17 protein-coding genes are annotated in these 20,114 nt (G+C 30.9%); 5 read left to right on the top strand and 12 right to left on the bottom strand.

Annotated features, from left to right (window positions below):
- Positions 1 to 212: 212 nt before the first annotated feature.
- The 8 genes from OLM52_RS01415 to OLM52_RS01380 all read right to left on the bottom strand — a co-directional run bounded on the left by OLM52_RS01415 (position 213) and on the right by OLM52_RS01380 (position 12,156).
- The gene (locus tag OLM52_RS01415) at positions 213 to 1,145 is read right to left on the bottom strand and encodes a malate dehydrogenase (RefSeq protein ID WP_264549377.1); all 933 of its coding nucleotides are present in this window, start codon (positions 1,143 to 1,145) and stop codon (positions 213 to 215) included.
- A 29-nt stretch (positions 1,146 to 1,174) separates the two neighbouring features.
- Complete coding sequence (locus OLM52_RS01410) at positions 1,175 to 2,203, bottom strand: DUF6588 family protein (RefSeq protein WP_264549376.1); 1,029 nt, start codon at positions 2,201 to 2,203, stop codon at positions 1,175 to 1,177.
- Positions 2,175 to 4,115: a DNA topoisomerase (ATP-hydrolyzing) subunit B gene (gyrB, locus tag OLM52_RS01405; protein ID WP_264549375.1), complete on the bottom strand. Its 1,941-nt coding sequence runs from the start codon at positions 4,113 to 4,115 to the stop codon at positions 2,175 to 2,177. Before gyrB ends, OLM52_RS01410 begins: the two co-directional genes overlap by 29 nt.
- Positions 4,116 to 4,291: 176 nt before the next feature.
- Entirely contained in the window at positions 4,292 to 5,908 is a 1,617-nt protein-coding gene (gene asnB, locus OLM52_RS01400; protein WP_264549374.1) for an asparagine synthase B, read from the bottom strand.
- A 235-nt stretch (positions 5,909 to 6,143) separates the two neighbouring features.
- The gene (locus OLM52_RS01395) at positions 6,144 to 6,593 is read right to left on the bottom strand and encodes a GreA/GreB family elongation factor (RefSeq protein ID WP_264549373.1); all 450 of its coding nucleotides are present in this window, start codon (positions 6,591 to 6,593) and stop codon (positions 6,144 to 6,146) included.
- 46 nt (positions 6,594 to 6,639) lie between these two features.
- On the bottom strand, positions 6,640 to 7,134 hold the full coding sequence (locus tag OLM52_RS01390; RefSeq protein ID WP_264549372.1) for a hypothetical protein: 495 nt from the start codon (positions 7,132 to 7,134) through the stop codon (positions 6,640 to 6,642).
- A 195-nt stretch (positions 7,135 to 7,329) separates the two neighbouring features.
- Positions 7,330 to 9,084: a TonB-dependent receptor gene (locus tag OLM52_RS01385; protein ID WP_264549371.1), complete on the bottom strand. Its 1,755-nt coding sequence runs from the start codon at positions 9,082 to 9,084 to the stop codon at positions 7,330 to 7,332.
- A 60-nt stretch (positions 9,085 to 9,144) separates the two neighbouring features.
- Positions 9,145 to 12,156 carry a tetratricopeptide repeat protein gene (locus OLM52_RS01380; protein ID WP_264549370.1) on the bottom strand — a complete coding sequence of 1,004 codons (3,012 nt, stop codon included), beginning with the start codon at positions 12,154 to 12,156 and terminating at the stop codon, positions 9,145 to 9,147.
- A 188-nt stretch (positions 12,157 to 12,344) separates the two neighbouring features.
- On the opposite strand from OLM52_RS01380, the gene OLM52_RS01375 reads away from it, so the two are divergent.
- The 4 genes from OLM52_RS01375 to OLM52_RS01360 are packed head-to-tail and all read left to right on the top strand — an operon-like array spanning position 12,345 to position 15,601.
- The gene (locus OLM52_RS01375) at positions 12,345 to 13,028 is read left to right on the top strand and encodes a cell division ATP-binding protein FtsE (protein WP_264549369.1); all 684 of its coding nucleotides are present in this window, start codon (positions 12,345 to 12,347) and stop codon (positions 13,026 to 13,028) included.
- Positions 13,029 to 13,922: a glycosyltransferase family 2 protein gene (locus OLM52_RS01370; protein ID WP_264549368.1), complete on the top strand. Its 894-nt coding sequence runs from the start codon at positions 13,029 to 13,031 to the stop codon at positions 13,920 to 13,922.
- 25 nt (positions 13,923 to 13,947) lie between these two features.
- Positions 13,948 to 14,676 carry a class I SAM-dependent methyltransferase gene (locus OLM52_RS01365; protein ID WP_264549367.1) on the top strand — a complete coding sequence of 243 codons (729 nt, stop codon included), beginning with the start codon at positions 13,948 to 13,950 and terminating at the stop codon, positions 14,674 to 14,676.
- A gap of 1 nt (position 14,677) precedes the next feature.
- Entirely contained in the window at positions 14,678 to 15,601 is a 924-nt protein-coding gene (locus OLM52_RS01360; RefSeq protein ID WP_264549366.1) for a glycosyltransferase family 2 protein, read from the top strand.
- Here the strand turns inward: OLM52_RS01360 and OLM52_RS01355 are convergent.
- The gene (locus OLM52_RS01355) at positions 15,598 to 15,996 is read right to left on the bottom strand and encodes a sugar 3,4-ketoisomerase (protein ID WP_413614418.1); all 399 of its coding nucleotides are present in this window, start codon (positions 15,994 to 15,996) and stop codon (positions 15,598 to 15,600) included. The two genes, OLM52_RS01360 and OLM52_RS01355, sit on opposite strands and share 4 nt — an antisense overlap.
- Positions 15,980 to 16,798 (bottom strand): glycosyltransferase family 2 protein, encoded by an 819-nt coding sequence (locus tag OLM52_RS01350; protein WP_264549364.1) that lies wholly within the window; start codon positions 16,796 to 16,798, stop codon positions 15,980 to 15,982. The genes OLM52_RS01355 and OLM52_RS01350 overlap by 17 nt, the downstream gene beginning before the upstream one ends.
- Positions 16,799 to 16,870: 72 nt before the next feature.
- On the opposite strand from OLM52_RS01350, the gene OLM52_RS01345 reads away from it, so the two are divergent.
- Positions 16,871 to 18,010 (top strand): glycosyltransferase, encoded by a 1,140-nt coding sequence (locus OLM52_RS01345; RefSeq protein ID WP_264549363.1) that lies wholly within the window; start codon positions 16,871 to 16,873, stop codon positions 18,008 to 18,010.
- On the opposite strand, the gene OLM52_RS01340 is transcribed toward OLM52_RS01345, so the two are convergent.
- Positions 17,976 to 19,316: a hypothetical protein gene (locus OLM52_RS01340; protein WP_264549362.1), complete on the bottom strand. Its 1,341-nt coding sequence runs from the start codon at positions 19,314 to 19,316 to the stop codon at positions 17,976 to 17,978. The two genes, OLM52_RS01345 and OLM52_RS01340, sit on opposite strands and share 35 nt — an antisense overlap.
- The gene (locus OLM52_RS01335) at positions 19,303 to 20,034 is read right to left on the bottom strand and encodes a glycosyltransferase (protein WP_264549361.1); all 732 of its coding nucleotides are present in this window, start codon (positions 20,032 to 20,034) and stop codon (positions 19,303 to 19,305) included. Before OLM52_RS01335 ends, OLM52_RS01340 begins: the two co-directional genes overlap by 14 nt.
- Between the last annotated feature and the right edge of the window lie 80 nt (positions 20,035 to 20,114).

Raw genomic sequence — 20,114 nt, 5'->3', positions numbered from 1 at the left:
GATTAAAATGCTATTATACCCCAGATTAAAATAAAAAGCCTTTTATTAGTCAAAAATTGTTAGCTTTTACAACATAAAACAACAACAAAAGGAAGCTGATTTTTTCTTGCAAAAGCTAACAATTTTGCGATAAAAGCTTGCAATGGAAAGCTGGATTAGGTTCAAAAAAAAACTGCCAATTGCTTGACAGTTTTGCTATTTTCTTGTTGAAATTATAGTACTGATTTCAAATCTGCATTCATTGCTCTAACTGCATCAGCTGATTTTGCAAAGGCAGCTTTTTCGACATCATTCAACTGAATATCAACTATTTGCTCCACTCCATTTTTTCCGATAATACATGGAACTCCCATACAAATATCTTCTTGTCCGTATTCTCCTTCTAAGAAAACTGAACATGGAATCATACGTTTTTGATTGTTTAAAATACTATCTACTAAATACGCTACAGATGCTCCCGGCGCATACCAAGCTGAAGTACCTAATAATCCCGTCAAAGTTGCTCCTCCTACCATTGTATCAGCAGCTACTTTGTCTAATGCTTCTTGTGATAAGAAATTTGAAACTGGCGCTCCGTTGTAAGATGCTAAACGTGTTAATGGAATCATTGTTGTATCTCCATGACCACCTATTACCATTCCTTGAACATCATTAGCTGGTTTATCTAAAGCTTTTGATAAGAAATATTTGAAACGTGAACTATCTAAAGCCCCCCCCATTCCAATTACTCTGTTCTTTGGAAGTCCAGTAGCTTTTAATGTTAAATAGGTCATTGTATCCATTGGATTTGATACAACTACAATAATTGCGTTTGGCGAATGTGTTAATACGTTATCTGCAACCGATTTTACGATTCCTGCATTGATTCCGATTAATTCTTCACGAGTCATTCCTGGTTTTCTTGGAATTCCAGATGTAATTACTACCACATCACTTCCAGCTGTTTTTGAATAATCGCCTGTTGTTCCGCTCAATTGTGTGTTAAAAACAGTTGTTGTAGCACATTGCATAATATCCATAGCCTTACCTTCAGCAAAACCTTCTTTAATGTCAACTAATACTACTTCGCTTGCGATTCCTCTATACGAAATAACATCTGCACATGTTGCACCTACGTTACCCGCACCTACTATTGTTACTTTCATTTTGTTGTATATATTAAATATTTATAAAATTAAAACTGATATTGTACACCAATATTTCCGTTTACAAATTTACCAAAAGCAATTGAACTTTGCACATAAAATTTGCTTATTTGGTATCTACCAGAAACTTCTCCTAAAATATTGGTTTTATCTTTTGAAATTCGAGTTAACAGGTCATTAATTACATCTTGAACAGGTAAAACTTCTTCTATCGCACCTTTTTTTCCATCTACAATATATTCGAATGAGCTCCTGTTTATTATCAAATTAGTAATTAATTCAAACTTTTTAAACTCTTTAGAAGCACTCATTTGAAAATGATACGTATCAACTAGAGCATTAAAAACATCGATTCCCAAATTTCCATAAACGGTATTGATATCTAGAAATTCAAAACTCAAATCTTCTTTTGAATAAATAGCAGCAGCAGAAAAATAGATGTTTTTAGCTTCTATTTTTGGAAAATATTGACTCAAATTATGCTTTAAACCAAACCCATAAACTTGATAATTACCTCTCTTAAGCTTTGTTTTTACAGAATATCGAGCTAGAAATTCAAATCCATAAGGCAATTCTATTCCTCCTTGTAAATAGGGATAAACAACCGTTTCCTGATCAATACCCTCCGGTGTTTCTAAGCGCACTTCTTCTCCACCTAAATCTCCAACTAAATAAATTTGATCATCATTACCCAATGCTGTTGGAACAGTTGCAGTTGTAGCTCCTTCAATTTCAAAAAACTGAAAATCATCATTTTGAATGCTAAATTTTCTATCTCTTTTGGGCACAAAAAAAACATTGGTATGCACTCCTAAAGTAACTTTCCATTTTTCTTTCTTTTTGGGAGAATTTACCCATGCAGAGGAAGCTTGATAAACCGCAGCATCAGTAGCTGGAATTATATATTGTTCTGAATACAAAAGGGCATCTGAAAGCAGATACCCTATTTGTTCTAATTCTGTTGACGACTGACCCTTTACTTTTTGTGTAAAAAAGAAAGCAGCAAACATTCCTATTATTATACTTGATTTACGCATCAATTTTGGCGTAAGAAGCATTTTTCTCAATAAATTCTCTACGAGGTGGCACCTCATCACCCATTAACATTGAAAAAACTCTATCCGCTTCTGCTAAACTATCAATGGTTACTTGTCTAAATGTTCTGTTTTCTGGATTCAAAGTGGTTTCCCATAATTGCTCCGCATTCATTTCCCCAAGACCTTTATAACGCTGAATTGTAGCACTTCCACCCATTCTCTCATTAGCAATATCACGTTGGTCATCGTTCCAAGCATACTCTTTTTTGTTTCCTTTTTTAACTAAATATAAAGGTGGAGCCGCTATGTAAACGTGTCCTTTTTCAATAAGCTCTTTCATGTAACGGAAAAAGAATGTTAAAATTAAGGTAGAAATGTGAGAACCATCGACATCGGCATCACACATAATCACTACTTTATGGTAACGTAATTTTTCTAAATTCAATGCTTTTGAATCTTCTGCAGTACCTATGGTAACCCCTAATGCTGTGAAAATATTTCGAATTTCTTCGTTTTCAAATACTTTGTGTTGCATTGCCTTTTCCACATTCAAAATTTTACCACGTAAAGGCAAAATTGCTTGAAAAAAACGATCACGTCCTTGTTTAGCTGTTCCACCTGCCGAATCTCCCTCGACAAGGAAAATTTCACATTTTGCTGGATCTTGTTCTGAACAATCTGACAATTTTCCTGGTAATCCTCCACCACCCATTACGGTTTTACGTTGCACCATTTCACGTGCTTTTTTAGCAGCATGACGGGCTTGAGCAGCCAAAATTACTTTTTGAACAATGATTTTTGCATCATTTGGATTTTCTTCCAAATAATTTTCTAACATTTCTGAAACCGCTTGAGAAACTGGAGAAACTACTTCTCTATTCCCTAATTTGGTTTTGGTTTGACCTTCGAACTGTGGTTCTTGCACCTTTACCGAAATAATAGCTGTTAAACCTTCACGGAAGTCATCTCCAGAAATTTCGAATTTTAATTTATCTAACAATCCAGAAGCATCTGCATATTTTTTTAACGTACGCGTTAACCCCATACGGAAACCTTGTAAATGCGTTCCTCCTTCGTGTGTATTGATATTATTTACATAAGAAAAAATATTCTCTGTATAACTTGTGTTGTAAATTAAAGCAACCTCAACAGGAATTTCGCTTTTTTCATGCTCCATGCTAATTACATGAGAAATGATTGGTTCGCGATTTCCATCTAAAAACTTAACAAATTCTTTTAATCCTTCTTGTGAATGAAACGTTTCAACTGGTTGACTTCCGTCATCAGCTAAATGTCTTTTATCTGTTAAAGTAATTGTAATTCCTTTATTTAAGAAAGAAAGTTCACGTAAACGAGAAGCTAAAGTATCGTAAGAATATTCTAAAGTTTGTGTAAAAATGGTCGCATCTGGTTTAAATGTAACCATTGTACCTCTTTTATCTGTAGTTCCAATTTGTTTAACTGGATACATTGCTTTCCCTTTTTCGTATTCTTGCTCGTAGATTTTACCTTCACGATAAACCGTTGCACGTAAATGATCAGATAGTGCATTTACACACGAAACACCAACACCGTGTAAACCTCCAGAAACTTTGTACGAATCTTTATCAAATTTACCTCCAGCACCAATTTTAGTCATTACCACCTCAAGTGCAGAAACGCCTTCTTTTTTGTGTAAATCAACTGGAATACCACGACCGTTATCTTCTACTGTAATGGAATTATCTTCGTTTATAGCTACATAAATTGTATCACAATGACCGGCTAAAGCTTCATCGATAGAGTTATCTACTACTTCATACACCAAATGGTGCAAACCTCTTACTCCAGTATCGCCAATATACATGGAAGGACGCATTCTTACGTGCTCCATTCCTTCTAATGCCTGAATACTGTCTGCCGAATAATTGTTTTTCTTAACTTCTTCGCTCATATAATTTTACTCTTAAAATATTCGATTTTTTATTAACAGACAAATATAACCATTCCGATAAAAAATAGACTATAAATAAGCATAAAAAGCCATTAAGTTATTAACATTTGTTGAAAACAAAAACGTCAGCTATTTCTAACTGACGCTTCCTAACAACAAACCATATTTATGAAATACTACACTAATGCTGCGCTTGAAGCAATAGCTACATCTGCCTTTACGTGAGCGGCATTTGCTCTACCACTTGGATCTTGATTTTCTTGCCATTTTGGAATCCATTTTCGCACGGTTTGTGCCGCACTATCTTGTGAAAAATGTTTTTGAAAAATACGACGATAGAAAAAGGCTTCTTTTGTAACCGGTGTATTATATGGAAACAACTCTTTTGCTCTTGAAAACTCAATATCAGTTACTTGACTTGAACAATATTCAATTAAAGTATCAATCCAGTTATACCCTACTCCATCTGAAAACTGTTCTTTTTGACGCCATAAAATTTCTTCTGGCAAGTATGGCTTCTCAGGTGTGTCGAATGCTTTTCTTAAAATATATTTTTCAATTCCGTCATACGTTTTTGGCATTTTTTCTTCTGGCTGAATTTTGATTGCTAAATCCAAAAACGCTTTATCTAAAAATGGAACTCTTGCTTCTAATCCATGTGCCATGGTTGATTTATCGGCACGAAGCAAATCGGCTGTAAATAACTTCTGCACGCGTTCAATGGTTTCTTTTTGAAAATCCAATACTGAAGGCGCATTTCTAAAGTACAAATAACCTCCAAAAATCTCATCGGCTCCTTCGCCTGACAATACCATTTTAATCCCTTTTTCTGTAATCGCTTTTGACAAGAAATACATTGGCGTGCTTGCCCGAATTGACGTTACATCGTAGGTTTCTAAATGCCAAATTAACTTATCTAAAATATCGATTCCTTGTTCGACTGTGAAATGAATTTCATGATGTGTAGTTCCAATAAAATCCGCTACTTTTTTTGCTGCTACTAAATCGGGTGCCGAAGCATCTAATCCAATAGAAAACGAATGTAATTCTTGTCCAGTTCCTTCTAACAATCTTGAAGTAATTGAAGCAATTAAGGATGAATCTAATCCACCTGAAAGCAATACTCCAAAAGGCACATCGCACATTAAACGTTTTTCAACAGCTTGAGTTAAACTTGCATTTAAAGCTTCTAAATCTAATTTTTCAACTGCAGTTTCATGCGCTTCCCATTCTGGTTTGTAATATTTCACAAAACCTGTTTTTTCGGTGTAATAATGTCCTGGCGGAAATGTAGAAAACGTTTTGCATTGGTCGGTTATGGCTTTCATTTCGGAAGCAAAATACAAGCGTCCTCTTTCATCCATTCCATAATACAAAGGTTTTACTCCCAGTGGATCACGAGCTACAATATAATCATCTCCATCGATAACTACTAAAGCGAAAATTCCGTCTAACATATCGCAGAAATCATATCCAAATTCTTCGTACAAATGCACGATAACTTCTGAATCTGATGTGGTTCTAAATGTGTGATGTTTTAAAGTTGTTTCTCTTAATTTTTTGTGATTGTATATTTCGCCATTATGCACCATCCAAGCCGAATCGGTTCCTTGAATAGGTTGTTTTCCTGTATGTAAATCGACAATTGACAAACGCTCGTGTGCCAAAATGTGTCCTTTCTCAGTTACATGGATATCACTTTCATCTGGACCACGGTGGCTCATTCTTTTAGACAATTGTTGTACCAATGCTTCTTCTTTTCCTTTTCCTATAATGGCTAATATTCCGCACATAATCTTTAAGTTTAATCGTTGAAATGTTTAATTGTGTAAGTGAGATGATACATTCACTTAATTTGATGAAGCAAAATTGATTAATTAAGTTTAAATAATAAACAACAATTTTGTTATTAATTATAATTTATAACTAAAATTTGATTTTTTAATGAAATTATAAACTTAAAAAGTTATTTTGAGTTAGTTTTGGTTACAAATCATAAAAAAACCACTCGAGTGAGTGGTTTACATTTTATTCAATTGTTTTTATTTCGAAACGATTCGAGTTGATTAACACCTCATCTCCTGGTCTTTTTCCTAATAATTGACTTCCCAAAGGAGATTCTGGTGAAACGGCAATAATGGTTTTATTATCGATTGTTATTTTTGGCAAAGCGCCACTGATATAAAACAGCATTTCGTTGGTTTGAACCATACTTCCAAGTGCAACTTTGGCGTGAATTGCATCTGCATCAATTTTATCAACGCTATTCTTTTGACCGATGATTTCCGCTAACTTTTGATTTAGTTTTTCTTGCTCTAAATGCATCATCGACAAAGCGGTTTCGTGCTTATCACCAGCCGAACCTTTCGCATCGTTTTGCGCATCTTGAGCCAAATCGGAAATCATAAAACGCAATTCGTTTATTTTTTCAGATAATAGGTTTTGATAATGGGATTTTATTTTTTGTTTGAATGTCATGGTTTAATCAAAAAGTTCGCAAAGAAAGCGCTAAGGAAGTAAAGGATTATTGTTTTTGTTTTAAAATTTCATACAATATACCATACTCCCCACAACTTCCAAAATAACTTACATCATTAGAAGAACCCAAAATATAGCTTTGTCCACATTCAAAACAAATTTTTGCTATTCCAATAATCTTATCTTGTTTATAAAAAACAAGAATATCTCTGTAAACTGGAGCACAAGCTAACGGATAACCTCCTTCACATTTTGATGTACTAAAAAGTTTATTTATGTCGTTATGAAAATTATTATCAATATGTATTTTTGAAAATTTGTATTTTACCAAATTACTTATAAATTCTTTATCATTAACATCTTTAGGATAATTATATCCAATTAGATTTAGATAATTATGCTCTTCAGATTTCTTATCAACACCATCTAATCTTTGCATTTCTTGCAAAATATCGTCATCTTTTATGTCTTTAGAATAATGTTCAACCTTATCAAAATCAAAGAAATTCAAATTATTAGATTTTATCTCGGTTGTATTCACAATTTTATTTTCTGAATCCTTACAATTCAAAAAACTAAAACAAATAATTAGAAAAAGATATTTATTCATGAAATATAGTATTGAAAAACTTAGAAAACCACTTTAGTAAACCTCAAAATTCGTTGTTCAAAATTGAATATTCAACATTTTTTTTTAACCTGGAACAATGAATTTTGAATATTGAATGTTGAAGTTTTAAAAATCGAATTTATAATTCGCTCCTAACAACACCTGAACTCCTTGTACTGGGAAATTTGCCCAGCGGTTGTATTGTTGATTGGCTAAATTGTTTCCTTTTAAGAAAGCGGTTAATCTTGCGTTGTATTTGTATCCTACGTGCGCATTCAAATCGAAATAACTGTCTAATGTAACTACTGTTGGATCAAAAATTGGTGGAAAAACAGCCGCAGCATTCTGAACTGATATCAAATCTTTTCTTTCGCCTACAAAAAACACATTGGCACCTGCATACCATTTTTCGTTGATGTCAAAATCTACTGTTGTTCCAACTTTTAATTGTGGTAAATTCCAAGCTTCGGCTTGCGTATCTGATGAATAATTATTGTAGGTTCCATTAATACCAAAAGTTACACTTTTAGAAAAATCGGCCTTTAATTCACCAAACAAACTCAATGTTTTTATATTATCATAAACTACCCCAAACGAATTCCCATAAGCGTAACCTTCTGTATTTGCAAATGTAGGATTGTATTCGTTACTCACATAAAGCGCTTTATCATCTTGGTTCAAATAGGATGCTCTAACATTAAAGGCTACTGAATTCGCTAATTTACCTTTTAAACCTGCATAAATATCATATTTGTTATCTGTGGGTGCAATAAAAAGTGTTGGTGACACAAATGAATTTTCTTCCACAAAATCAGCATATGAGTTTTGCTGTAAACCTCCTTCTGCACCAGCATAAGCTACTAAAATATCGCCAACTAATTTATAGGAAGCTTTGATGTTTGGATAAATAAAAATCTTTCCATCACTTTCCCCATTAATTTTTGCAGTTGCATAGAAAACGCCCGCACCTAACTGCACCGATAAATCATCTTGTTGGTATAAAATACTTGGTTTCATTCCTGCAATTATTGTACTGTATTTTAATTCCGAATCTATAGCTAACATTCTATCAAAACTACCACCAACGTAATCAACTACAAAATCGGCTTTGATTTTTTGATTCATTACTTCAAAATCAAAATTTGGCTTGATAAAAAATCGATTTTCACCCGAATTTAATCCATCTGAAAAACGTTTAAATTGCATACTTGCCTCACTAAAAATTCCGTCTTTTAATGTCATTTTTCCGCCAAGAGCAATTGTATTGTAACTTTGTTTTGAATCGATGCTGTTAATTGTTGCATCATCAAAAGCAATAGTTTCTGTAGGTAATCCGTACCAATTATAAATTTGATTTTTCACCCCTAAATCTACATTCCAGCTTAAATCGCGCTCACGCACTCCATAAGTTACATCTAAACTTGTGTTGTAATATTTATCATCTAAAACCAAATCTTTGATGCCGCCTTGAGAAGACAAATGGCGCAACATTCCACCTACATAATTGCTTCGGCTAAGATTTTGTGTTATGAACAATTCTGCATTTATTGTTGGATAATTTCCGAAACCTAACGTTGCGTAATTGTTGTATAATTTTTCTTTTTCGGCTTTATCAACTCCTGCCGCTTTTCCTTTCGCGGGTGTAAAAGTTGACGCTACTGGAAATGAAAAAATATTATACTGAATGGTTTCCTTTTTTTGCTCTTCTTCATCTTCCAAAACTGGTGTTTCTTTTACTTTGAAAGCATCAGAAATGGTAGGCGTGTATGGTTTTACAATATTTACTACTTCAGAGCCAATGTTTTCATCTTTTTTTTGAGAAAACGAAAATTGGATTCCGAATATTACTAAAACTATTGTGATTCTATTTAATTTCTTCATGTTCAAATTTTTTAGATGCGATTCTGAAACTAGTTCAGAATGACAGTTTCTTGCTATATATTAATTTGTGATGGATGAATTACGTTTTGCTTCTTCGATTTTTATCGCGTCTAATTCCTTTTGTGCTTCAGCAACTACATCTGCATATTCTGTGAAATTATCTATTACACTTTGCAAAATTTCAGTAGCTTGAAAACTATCATTTAAACTGAAATAGTTTTTTGCCATAATGATCAATGCTTTTGCTCCAAAAAACTTATAACCCGAATAATCACTTGCAATTTTTTCAACAACTGTGTTAGATGCATCAAATTTTCCTTCTTTATTTTTGAAATAAGCATCATAATATAATGCTTCTGCTTTTAGTTCGCCTTTTGCAATTTTATTCAATTTTGCATAAGCTTCTTTTGCTTTTGTTTCATCATTCGTTTTAATTGCCGAACGCGCTACTATTATTTGTGCATCACTTTTAATTCGATCATCAACTTTATCATTTGCCAATACTTTATCAGCATAAATTACAGCATTTACAAAATCTTGTTTTTCGTAATACGATTTCATTAAATTAGATTGTGCATACGTTTTATTTTGCGGAAATTCTGCTTCGGTTTCCAAACGTTTTAAAACCGGAATTGCACTGTCGTAATTCTTTGCTTTTAAATGCACTTGACACAAACGAGCTAGTGATTGTTCAGTAAATTCATTTCGTGGTTTTGAAACTACATAATCATAATGTTTCACGGAATTTGCTTCTAAATTATCAGCAAAATACAACTGCGCCAAATAGAAATTTGCTTTTAACGCATGTAATCCGTTTGGAAATTTACTCACATAACTTGTAAATCCAGAAATAGCTTGTTTGGCATTGTTTTGCAAATATTGTTTTTCGGCAGATTCATAGGTATCATTATCCAAATCAGCATTTGAAACTTCTACAAAAGATAAGGTTTTAACCCAATCAGCATATTCGTCAACTTTACCGCTATCTACATAAATTAAACGTGCAGTTGATACGGCTTCTAATGATTCTGGAGAATTTGGATATTCAGCAACTACTTTTTTAAATTTTGTTAACGCTTGCTCTTCTTTATTTCCGTTGTAATAAATCAACCCTTGTTTTAGAATAGCTTTTGCTACATAAGAACTCGATTTGTAACTGCTAATTAATTTGTCATAAGTCGAAATCGCCTTATCGGTTTGATTTTGATTCACGTAAGTATTTCCCAATTCATATAGTGCATCGTCTGCATATTGAGACGTTGGATAGGTTTTTATAAATTTTTCTAAATCTTCAATTTTACGTTCAGGTTTGCTTACAAAACCATAACTAATTCCTTTTTGAAAAGCTGCATAATCAGCATCAACACTCTTTAAATCAATTGCTTTATTGTAAGCGTCCATTGCTGGCCAATATTTTGTCGAGATGAAATTACAATCCCCTAAACGCAAATAGGCATCTGTCAAGCGTACTTTATCGTCTTTAATTGAAGTTGTAAAATCGCCAAAATATTTGATGGCATTATCATATTCTTTTAATTTAAAATACGCATACGCTAAGTTGTAATTTGCATTTTTGAATTCAGGAGTAGTTGAAGCTTCTGCGCTATTTAAAAATTGTAAAAAACTTAATTTTGCTTCTTCAAATTGATCCAAATTGTATTCTGTTTCGCCTTTCCAAAAGGTTGCTCTTGCTGAAAATTTTGCATCTTTATTTTCTGCGATAGATTTTTTAAATAATGAATAAGCTCCTTTGAAATCGCCATCGGTATACAGTTCTAAACCTCTATAAAAAGTCACTTTTTGATACGCTAATTTGTTTTCTGGTGATTTACTTTTTTCTAATAAAACCAAAGCTTCTTTATAATTTTTTGAAGTGATATACGAACTAATTAAGAGCGTATTGATTTCTTGTTTATATGACGTATTTGGATATTTTGCCAAATACGCATTCATAATTTCAGGAACTGATTGATATGGATTTCCAATTTCGTAACTTAATTTAGCATAATTCAAATACGCATCTTCTTGAATTTTAGCATCAAATTCCATTTCAGATGCTTTTTTAAATGCGTTTAAAGCTTGTTGCTTTTTATCTGTTTTTAAATAGCTTTCCGCTAAATGATAATAGGCATTTTGAGCCACAGCATCATTTCCATCAATAATTTTATTGAATTGTGTGATGGCATTTTCATAATCTTTTTGTTGATAATACGCATAACCCAACTGATAGAAATCGGTGTTGTTCCATTTTCCTTTTTTTCCTTTATAGTCTAATAAATAAGGTAATGCTTTGTCGTATTTTTTTAAATTGAAATAACTTTCTCCAATAATTTTGGACAATTCGCTCTTCTCATCGGCTCTTGATTTTGGCATTTGTTCTAAACCTAAATCAACTGCTTTTTGAAAATTACCCAATTTAAAATTCATATCGGCCTGAAAATAGCCCATTTTTTCTTTGTACTTATCTTGGTCAGAAACTTGTTCAAAATACTCATTGGCACTTTTATAATCATCCGTTTCATAAGACATGTACCCTAAATAGTATTTTGCCTGACTTCCAAATGTTTTAGAATTCACCACCATATTAAAATACTTAGCGGCTTCTTTGTTGTTTTTAGCTGTAAAATAGGCATATCCTTTTTGGAAATTATATTTTTCTTTGTCTGCTTGAGACATTGAATTGGGATCTGCTTTATCAAACCATTCTAATGATTTTGGATAATTTCCCTCATCAAAATAGTAATGAGCCACATCAATATAGGCTTGATTTGTTTTTGTACTGGTTGGATAATCTTCTACAAAATTTTCAACCAAAACATCAGCACCCATTTGATTTAATCGAATGGCGCAATTGGCAATATAGTAAGCGCAATCAGCTGCAACTTCTTGGTTGTTTGTTTTTGTTTTTTCTTTATCAAATAAAATTTGTGCTGCTTGATATTGTTTATCTTTATACAATTCAACCGCACGATTAAATTCGGTTAAATCATGTGTGTAAACCGACGATTGTTGTGCAAAAAGAGTTCCAGAAAAAAAAACTGTTAAGAAAGAAAGTTTTAAATACTTTATCATAAGATTCGTTATTTATAAGTTCCAAATATAAGGCTTATTAAAAGTATAAACGAAGCTTCTTAACATATTATTGTACTATTTTTGAACATAGTTTTTAACCAAATGCACTATTTTTAGTTGAAAAGCGTTTAAAATTTTGAAACCCAGTCATAAGTTATTACTTTTACATTTTAAAATCCATTTTCACTATGTCAGAAGCAGTTCTATCTTTAAAAAACGCAACCATTTATCAAGATAAAAATCCAGTTTTAACCGATGTTAATATCGAAGTAAAGCATGGCGAATTTTTATATTTAATTGGTAGAACAGGATCAGGTAAAAGTAGTTTTTTAAAAACTTTATATGCTGATTTAGCGTTAATTGACGGTGAAGGTAGCGTTGTAGATTATGATTTACCAACTCTTAAAGAAAGTGATATTCCGTATTTAAGAAGAAAATTAGGTGTGGTTTTCCAAGATTTTAAATTACTACCAGACAGAAGTGTAAAAGAAAACCTTTTATTTGTTTTGAAAGCAACTGGTTGGTCTGAAAAAGCCGAAATGGAATTAAAAATTGAAGAAGTTTTAGACAAAGTTGGCATGAAAGGTTTTGCTTCAAAAATGCCACATCAACTTTCAGGTGGAGAACAACAACGTGTTGGAATTGCAAGAGCATTACTAAACGACCCAGAATTAATTTTAGCCGATGAACCAACAGGAAACCTTGACCCACAAACCAGTGTGGAAGTTATGGAGGTACTTCGAAAAATTAATGCTAATGGTAAAACTATTTTGATGGCTACGCACGATTATGCATTGGTTTTAAAATATCCTTCAAAAACGCTGAAATTTGAAGGTGGAAAAATGTTTGAAGTAGTTCAAAGAACGGTTTAAATGTTTTCAATTCTAATTCCCATATATAACCATAATGCTTTCCCTTTAGTTGAAGAACTTCATAAACAATGCCTTGAATCTAAAATAACATTTGAAATTTTATGTCAAGATGATGCTTCTCAATCTGTTTTAAACACATTTAATGAAGAAATAAATCAATTACCAAATTGCTCTTTTATTAGTTTAAAAAAAAATGTTGCGCACAGACAAAATAGAAATTTACTTGCCGAAAAAGCAAAATATGAATGGTTACTTTTTATAGATGGAGATTCAAAAATTATTCAAAAAAATTTCATTCAGAATTATATTGACAATACGCAGAACTATCAAGTAGTTTATGGAGGAAGAAATCATCCTGAAGATTGCCCTTCAAATAATCAAAAATTACGATGGAAATATGGAAAATATATTGAAGATAAAATTGCGAATGAACGGAGGAAAAATCCCTATAAATGTTTATTGTTCAATAATACACTCATCTTAAAATCTGAGTTTAATAAAGTAAAATTTGATTCAGAAATTACACTATATGGCCATGATGATACACAATTTTCATACAATTTAAGTATCATAAAAAGCAATGTTCATCATATAGACAACCCAATCTTACATGATGATATTGATGATAATAAAAAATATTTAAAAAAAGCTGAAGAAAGCTTAAAAAGCCTTTTAAAACTTTATAGTTTACATAAAATTAGCGCTGAATTTGTTTCTATTTTAAAACTATATGAATTCTTAAAAAAAAGCAGATTAATCTATTTGATACAATTCGGTTTTAAAATTTTGAAGAAATTATTAACGAAGCAAATAATAAGTAACAATCCATCGCTATTAGTTTTTAATATCTACAGAATAGGATTTTTATGTACTTTAAAAGAACACGAAAAATAATTTAATTTTGTTTCAAACTCCAGTCATGTATCAATCATTAAAAAAAATAGTTCATTTAATAGTTCCCAAAAAAGCACTTTTTAGGATAGAACCAACTTTGAGAACTGTCTTTGCGATGCTACAAACTGGAAAAAACCATACGTGCACAATTTGTAGTTTCAATGCCAAAAAATGGACCAAAATATCAAACAATGACAACTTATGTCCAAATTGCGGAAGTTTATCACGCGATCGCAGACTGTGGAAGTTATTGAATGAAAAATATCTGCAAGAAAACAAATCCGTTTTAGATTTTTCACCATCAAGAAGTTTGTTCCGCAAATGGAAAAAAATTAAAACTGTAGACTATACAGCTTCTGATTTATCTGGAGATTTTATTGCTGATGTGCAATTTGATATAACTAATATTTCTAAACCAAATGAAAGTTATGATTTAATTATTTGCTATCATATTTTGGAACACGTAGTAGAAGATATAAAAGCGATGCAAGAATTATTTCGCGTATTGAAACCAAATGGAACAATATGGATTCAAACACCTTTTAAAGAGGGTGAAATTTATGAAGATTACACAATTACAAGTGAAGCTGAACGTTTAATACACTTTGGACAAGAAGATCATGTTCGATTTTATTCGGTTGATGGATTAAAAAAACGATTAGAATCTGTTGGATTTACTATTCTTGTAAATGAATATGAAAAAGACGACTATTTAGGATTTTCAAATGAAATAATACTGCTTGCAACAAAATAAGATGCCAAAAATATCTGTAATTATTCCACTTTTCAACAAAGGTTTTATCATTTCTAAAACCATCCAAGCCGTTTTAGCGCAAACTTACGCGGATTTTGAAGTGATCCTAATTAACGATGGCTCAACAGACAATAGTTTTGAAATTGCTTCTCAATTTTCAGATAAACGAATCCATTTATTCCAACAAGAAAATAAAGGAGCGGCTGCAGCTCGAAATTTAGGAATTGAAAGAAGTAATGGCGAATTTATAGCTTTCTTAGATGCTGATGACTACTGGTTTCCAAATCATTTAGAAGAATTGGTAAACCTCGCTGAACAATTTCCAAATTGTGGATCCTACTGTTCTAGATACCAAATTAAAAACACTGAAAAAACAATTTCTACTCCTGTTTTTAATGGCATCTCTAAAAATTTTAATGGAATTGTAGCTAATTATTTTGCTTCCAATCATCCTTATAAAATAAACATCACACTAAATCAAATGATTCCTAAAAAAATACTTTTAGAAATGAACTGCTTTACTTCTGGTGTTACTAATGGTCAAGATTTAGAATTGTGGACCAAAATTGCAATAAAATATCCTATTGCATTAAATAATAAAACAACAGCAATTTATAACTACTATTTACCAAATACTCTTTCGAAAAAAAGCATTAAAACAATGACTTTAATGGATTTTAATCAATTCAAAGAGCAAGAAAAACAGAATTTAGATTTAAAACGTTTTTTAGATTTTCATCGAATATTTTATGCCAAACATTATAAAATAGTTGGAAATAATGATAAAGTTGAATTTTATTTGAATGATGTAAACAAAGAAAACATTTCAAATAATATGAAACTATTCTTTAAAACACCTTCATTTATTTTAAGTAGTTTATTTCAATTTAAAAATTGGTTGTTCAAAAAAGGAATTAAAATTTAATGTTTGGTTTCTAAAAAAATTTGAAATTCTCTTATATAATCTTCTTCAGAAAATACGTCAGAAGCAATAACTAAACAAACAGCACCAGAAGAAAAATTCTTCAATTCGCGCCAAATTCCATTCGCAATTAATAAGCCCTCAAATGGTTTGTTTAAAGTAACTATATTTTCTTTTTGGCCATCATTTAAAACAACATCAAAACTGCCCGAAAGTGCAATTAAAAACTCTTGTTGTTCAATATGCGAATGTCCACCGCGCTCAGCACCACTTGGTACGTCATACAAATAATAAACACGCTTAATTTCAAAAGGAATGACATTGTTTTCAATTACGGAAAGATTTCCTCTAGGATCTTCGATCTTTGGAATAGATAATAATTTACAATTTTGTAGCATTGGCATAAGCTTTTTTCCCTTTTAGCGCTTGATTAAACAAGTGACCGATTTTTGAAAAGTTAATTTTGCGTAATTTTAAATCAAAAAATAATTTCAAAGCTATCCAAAATAAATACATTTTGCCAAATATTCGATAAAAAACTGCACTTTGCACAAAATAAATAGCTGAAATAGCCGTTTTTTGTCCTGTTGAAGGTTGTGAATGAGAAACTAATTGTTCAGGAACAAACCCAATTTTCAACCCTTTTTTAATTCCATCCGAAACAAATATCGCTTCTTCACCCATAAAAAATTCAGTTCCTAATCCAAAATTTTCATCAAATTGCATCATTGCATTTGTAAGACTTTCGTGTTTAAAAACTAATTCTACAGAAGAAGAATTTAAGATTTCTAACTTGGATAATCGAGACCGAAAAGTTCTTGGGTATTTTTTGGCTAAATTACCTTGACTGTTTAAAAATTGAAATCGAAAACCATCGTGTATAGAATAAGAATTGAATGATTTAATAATTTTTTTTTCAAATTTTTGCTGAAAAACAACGTCATCATCTGTAAAAACAAGTAACTTTTGTGTAGCATTTTTCAATGCTAAATTTCTACTTTTTGATAAACCTTTTTCAAATACATTGAGCACTTTTATGCACTCATTATCAGAATGTAAAATTTTATCTTCAATAGTTTGGTTAACTATAAGTATATTAAACTTTGTATAATCAGAAAACAAAAACATAGATTCCAAAAAATCAAAATTGGTTTGATTCATGGTAGCAATTAATATTTCTATGTCTGATTTTTGATACATTTTTAGCAATTATACTATATTTACACAAAGATATGAATTTAGAAATCAGAATTTAGAATTTAGAACTATTCCATGAAAATACTTTTACTTGGCGAATACAGCAGATTACACAATTCTTTGAAAGAAGGATTAGTCGCGCTTGGCCATGAAGTATCTATTGTAGGTTGTGGTGACAAGTTTAAGCAGTTTCCGGTTGATTATTCGATACATGCTCGAATTTGTAATGATATTAAATTTGTGAATTTTCTATATCGAGGAATTCGAAAAGTAACCCGATTAGACTTTGAAAAAATCGAAAAAGCCATACGCTTTTATTTGTTTTTACAAAAACGAAACGATTATCAGCATGTGCAATTGATAAATTCTGATGCTTTAGAAACTTATCCTTTGCTATCCCGCTTTTTATATAAAAAACTCTTTAAAAAAGTTAAAAGTAGAAGTCTATTAATTTGTGGTGATGAAACGCCAATAGTAGATTATTTGTTTAAAAAAGAATTCAAATATTCCGTTTTAACACCGTATTTTGAAAAGAATTCATTAGAAAAAGAATTTCATTTTCCGCTAAAATATAGAAAAAACAGCTATCGAAAAACATTTGATTGGTTAGTAAAAAATTGCCAAAACCTAATTACGTCTGACTTAGATTATGAAATTCCTATGCGAAAAATGGGATTTCAAACTACGTTTATTCCAAATCCGATAAATATAGATAAAATTACTTTTCAAAATATAAAAATTGAGGATAAAATTGTAATTTTCTTAGGTATCAATAGATTAAGTTACATCAAAAAAGGCATCAATTATTTCGAAAAAGCATTGGAAATTATCCAAAAAAAATATGCAGATAAAGTTGAAATTATTATCACCGAAAATCTTCCGTACAACGAATATATTTTGCAATATAACAAAGCACATGTTTTGCTAGATCAAGTATTTGCTTATGATCAAGGTTATAATGCTTTAGAAGCTATGGCAAAAGGAAAAGTAGTTTTTACAGGTGCTGAAACCGAATTTTTAAACCAATATCAATTAGAAGAAGACGAAGTTTGTAGTAATGCTTTGCCTAATGAAAATAAAATAGCTACCAAACTTTCGTTCTTGATTGAACACCCAGAAAAAATCAGCAAAATTTCTAAAAATGCCCGAAAATTTATCGAAAAAGAGCATGATTACAAATTTATAGCTGAGAAGTATTTAGTCTCTTGGAAATAACTTTATTTTTAAAAAACATTAATACTAAAATTATCATTATAAATTCAAGTGGATACGAATACTTTGCATTAGTTCCATAAGTTACAAAAGCTTGAAGTAAAGCCGTAACAAAAATTATAATAACACCAATTGCTTCTATAGAAATTCTTCTATTTCGTAATAATTCATAGAGATAATACGTTGCAATTAAGATGAAAAAGAGTTTAAAAATTTGTAGAATATATTTTTGAATAGTCCAAATTTGTGTAATAACTGAATCCACTAATGAGTTATCAAAAGTAACATACGGTTTCATATCATATACTTTCCAGAAATCTAAAAATGAACGATTGAAAACTTGAAACAAATAATCTGACTTATTTTTTTGAATAGTCGCCTTCGCAAATTTTCCCAATTCGTTTGAGAAATCAGGAAAAGGCAAATGATACTTTTTAAAAACACTATCGTTGTAAGCATACCAAATTGCCATTGAAACATCTTTATTTTCTCTGATTGCTTTTTCTCTGTAAGCAACATAAGGCTTAGAAATCCAATCAAATTCTGATGGAGATTTTTCTGCAAAATAAACACAATTTTGAGAGGTATTCAAACCTAAAAAAGTTGTAGAAACAAAGTAATTCGTATTCAATTTATTCACATATGACCAACCGAAGTAAGCTAAAATCGGGAAAATTAAAATAACAATTTTTTTATTGATTATAGTTTTCCAACTAAATGATTTTAAAACATATAAACCATAAATTAAAAAGGACAAAAAAACAAAAAATGGTTTTATCAATACTAAATAACCAAAAAATAAACTTATACTCGTTAAAACTAACTCATTTGTGTTTTCAAAATGATTCTTAGCTAACATCCAAAAAAGAATCGTTATAAAAAAGAGGGTTACTGTTTCTACTAAAATTGAAGTTTCAAAGAAAAAATGACACAAAAAAGAAGAAATAAAAATAGTTATCCAAAAACTATACTTCTGAGAAAATTTTAAAGCTATCAAAGTATCAAACCAAAATAATGTTGTGAGAATTCCTAAAATAAGTTGATACACTACTGTTAATTTCATGGTGCCCAAACCTAATGCAATGAACAGCGGATAACCTGGACTTCGTTCTCCGTTATAACCCGTTAAATCAAATTTCAACAAATATTCGCTTAAAGTCATAAAACTCCAACTATCAGGAACTTTAGTTATTTTTAAATATAATAAAGCCAATATAAACCGTACCAAAAAGCCTATCAATAACAATAGTTTTACTTCCTTTTGATTTAGAAATGATATGATATTATGGATTGTTTTACTTTTTATCATAATGAAAATAAATCTGTAATAATTGAAGTGGAAAACCTATCATATCTTTAAATCGAATTTTAGAATTTCCTTTTTCAATCCAAGTATCAAGGGGTATTTCAGCTACTTTTTTGTAATAATCCGTATCGATTTTCTTAAATCTTAACAGTAGTTCAACATCAAATAACCATTTTGTTTTAAATGGATTTTTAAAAAGCTCAATAGCTAAATCAGTGGCTATTATTTTTGCGCCACATTGCGTGTCATAAATGGGTGTTTTTAAAATAAACTGACTTATTACAGTGGCAAAAATTCTACCAAAATAGTGGCGAACTAATGAGCGTTGTACATTATTTCCTATCAATTTTATCCTACTTCCCATTACAAATAAAAAGTGTTCGCTCTTTGAAATAAAATGAAATAACTTTATCATTTCTTCAATAGGTGTAGCTAAATCTGCATCAAAATAGCCTATGTATTGATATTGAGCAACATTAAATTGTAAAAAACCTTGTCTGATGCTTTCTGCCTTTCCCGAATTTTTAGAATTCTGAAGAAAAAAAACATTAGAAAATGTGCGAGAAAATTGCTCTAACATCTGCAATGTATTATCAGTGCTAGCATCATCAACTAACAAGAAATCAATTTCGGAATACTTTTCAAACATAACGATGTAATCTTGTTTCGAAATACGAAAAGATTCATTGTAAAAAGGAATTATTAAAAGTAATTCAGCCATTATTTAAAATATTTTCCAAAATCAATTATCAAATATAATTTTCAAAGCTAATTATTTAATTCAGAAAAAGATAATTGAAT

Source organism: Flavobacterium sp. N2820 (assembly GCF_025947285.1).
In the GTDB taxonomy this organism is placed as follows: Bacteria; Bacteroidota; Bacteroidia; order Flavobacteriales; family Flavobacteriaceae; genus Flavobacterium.
The sequence above is the reverse complement of the archived record's forward strand: the minus strand, read 5'-3'. Positions and strand labels throughout refer to the sequence as shown.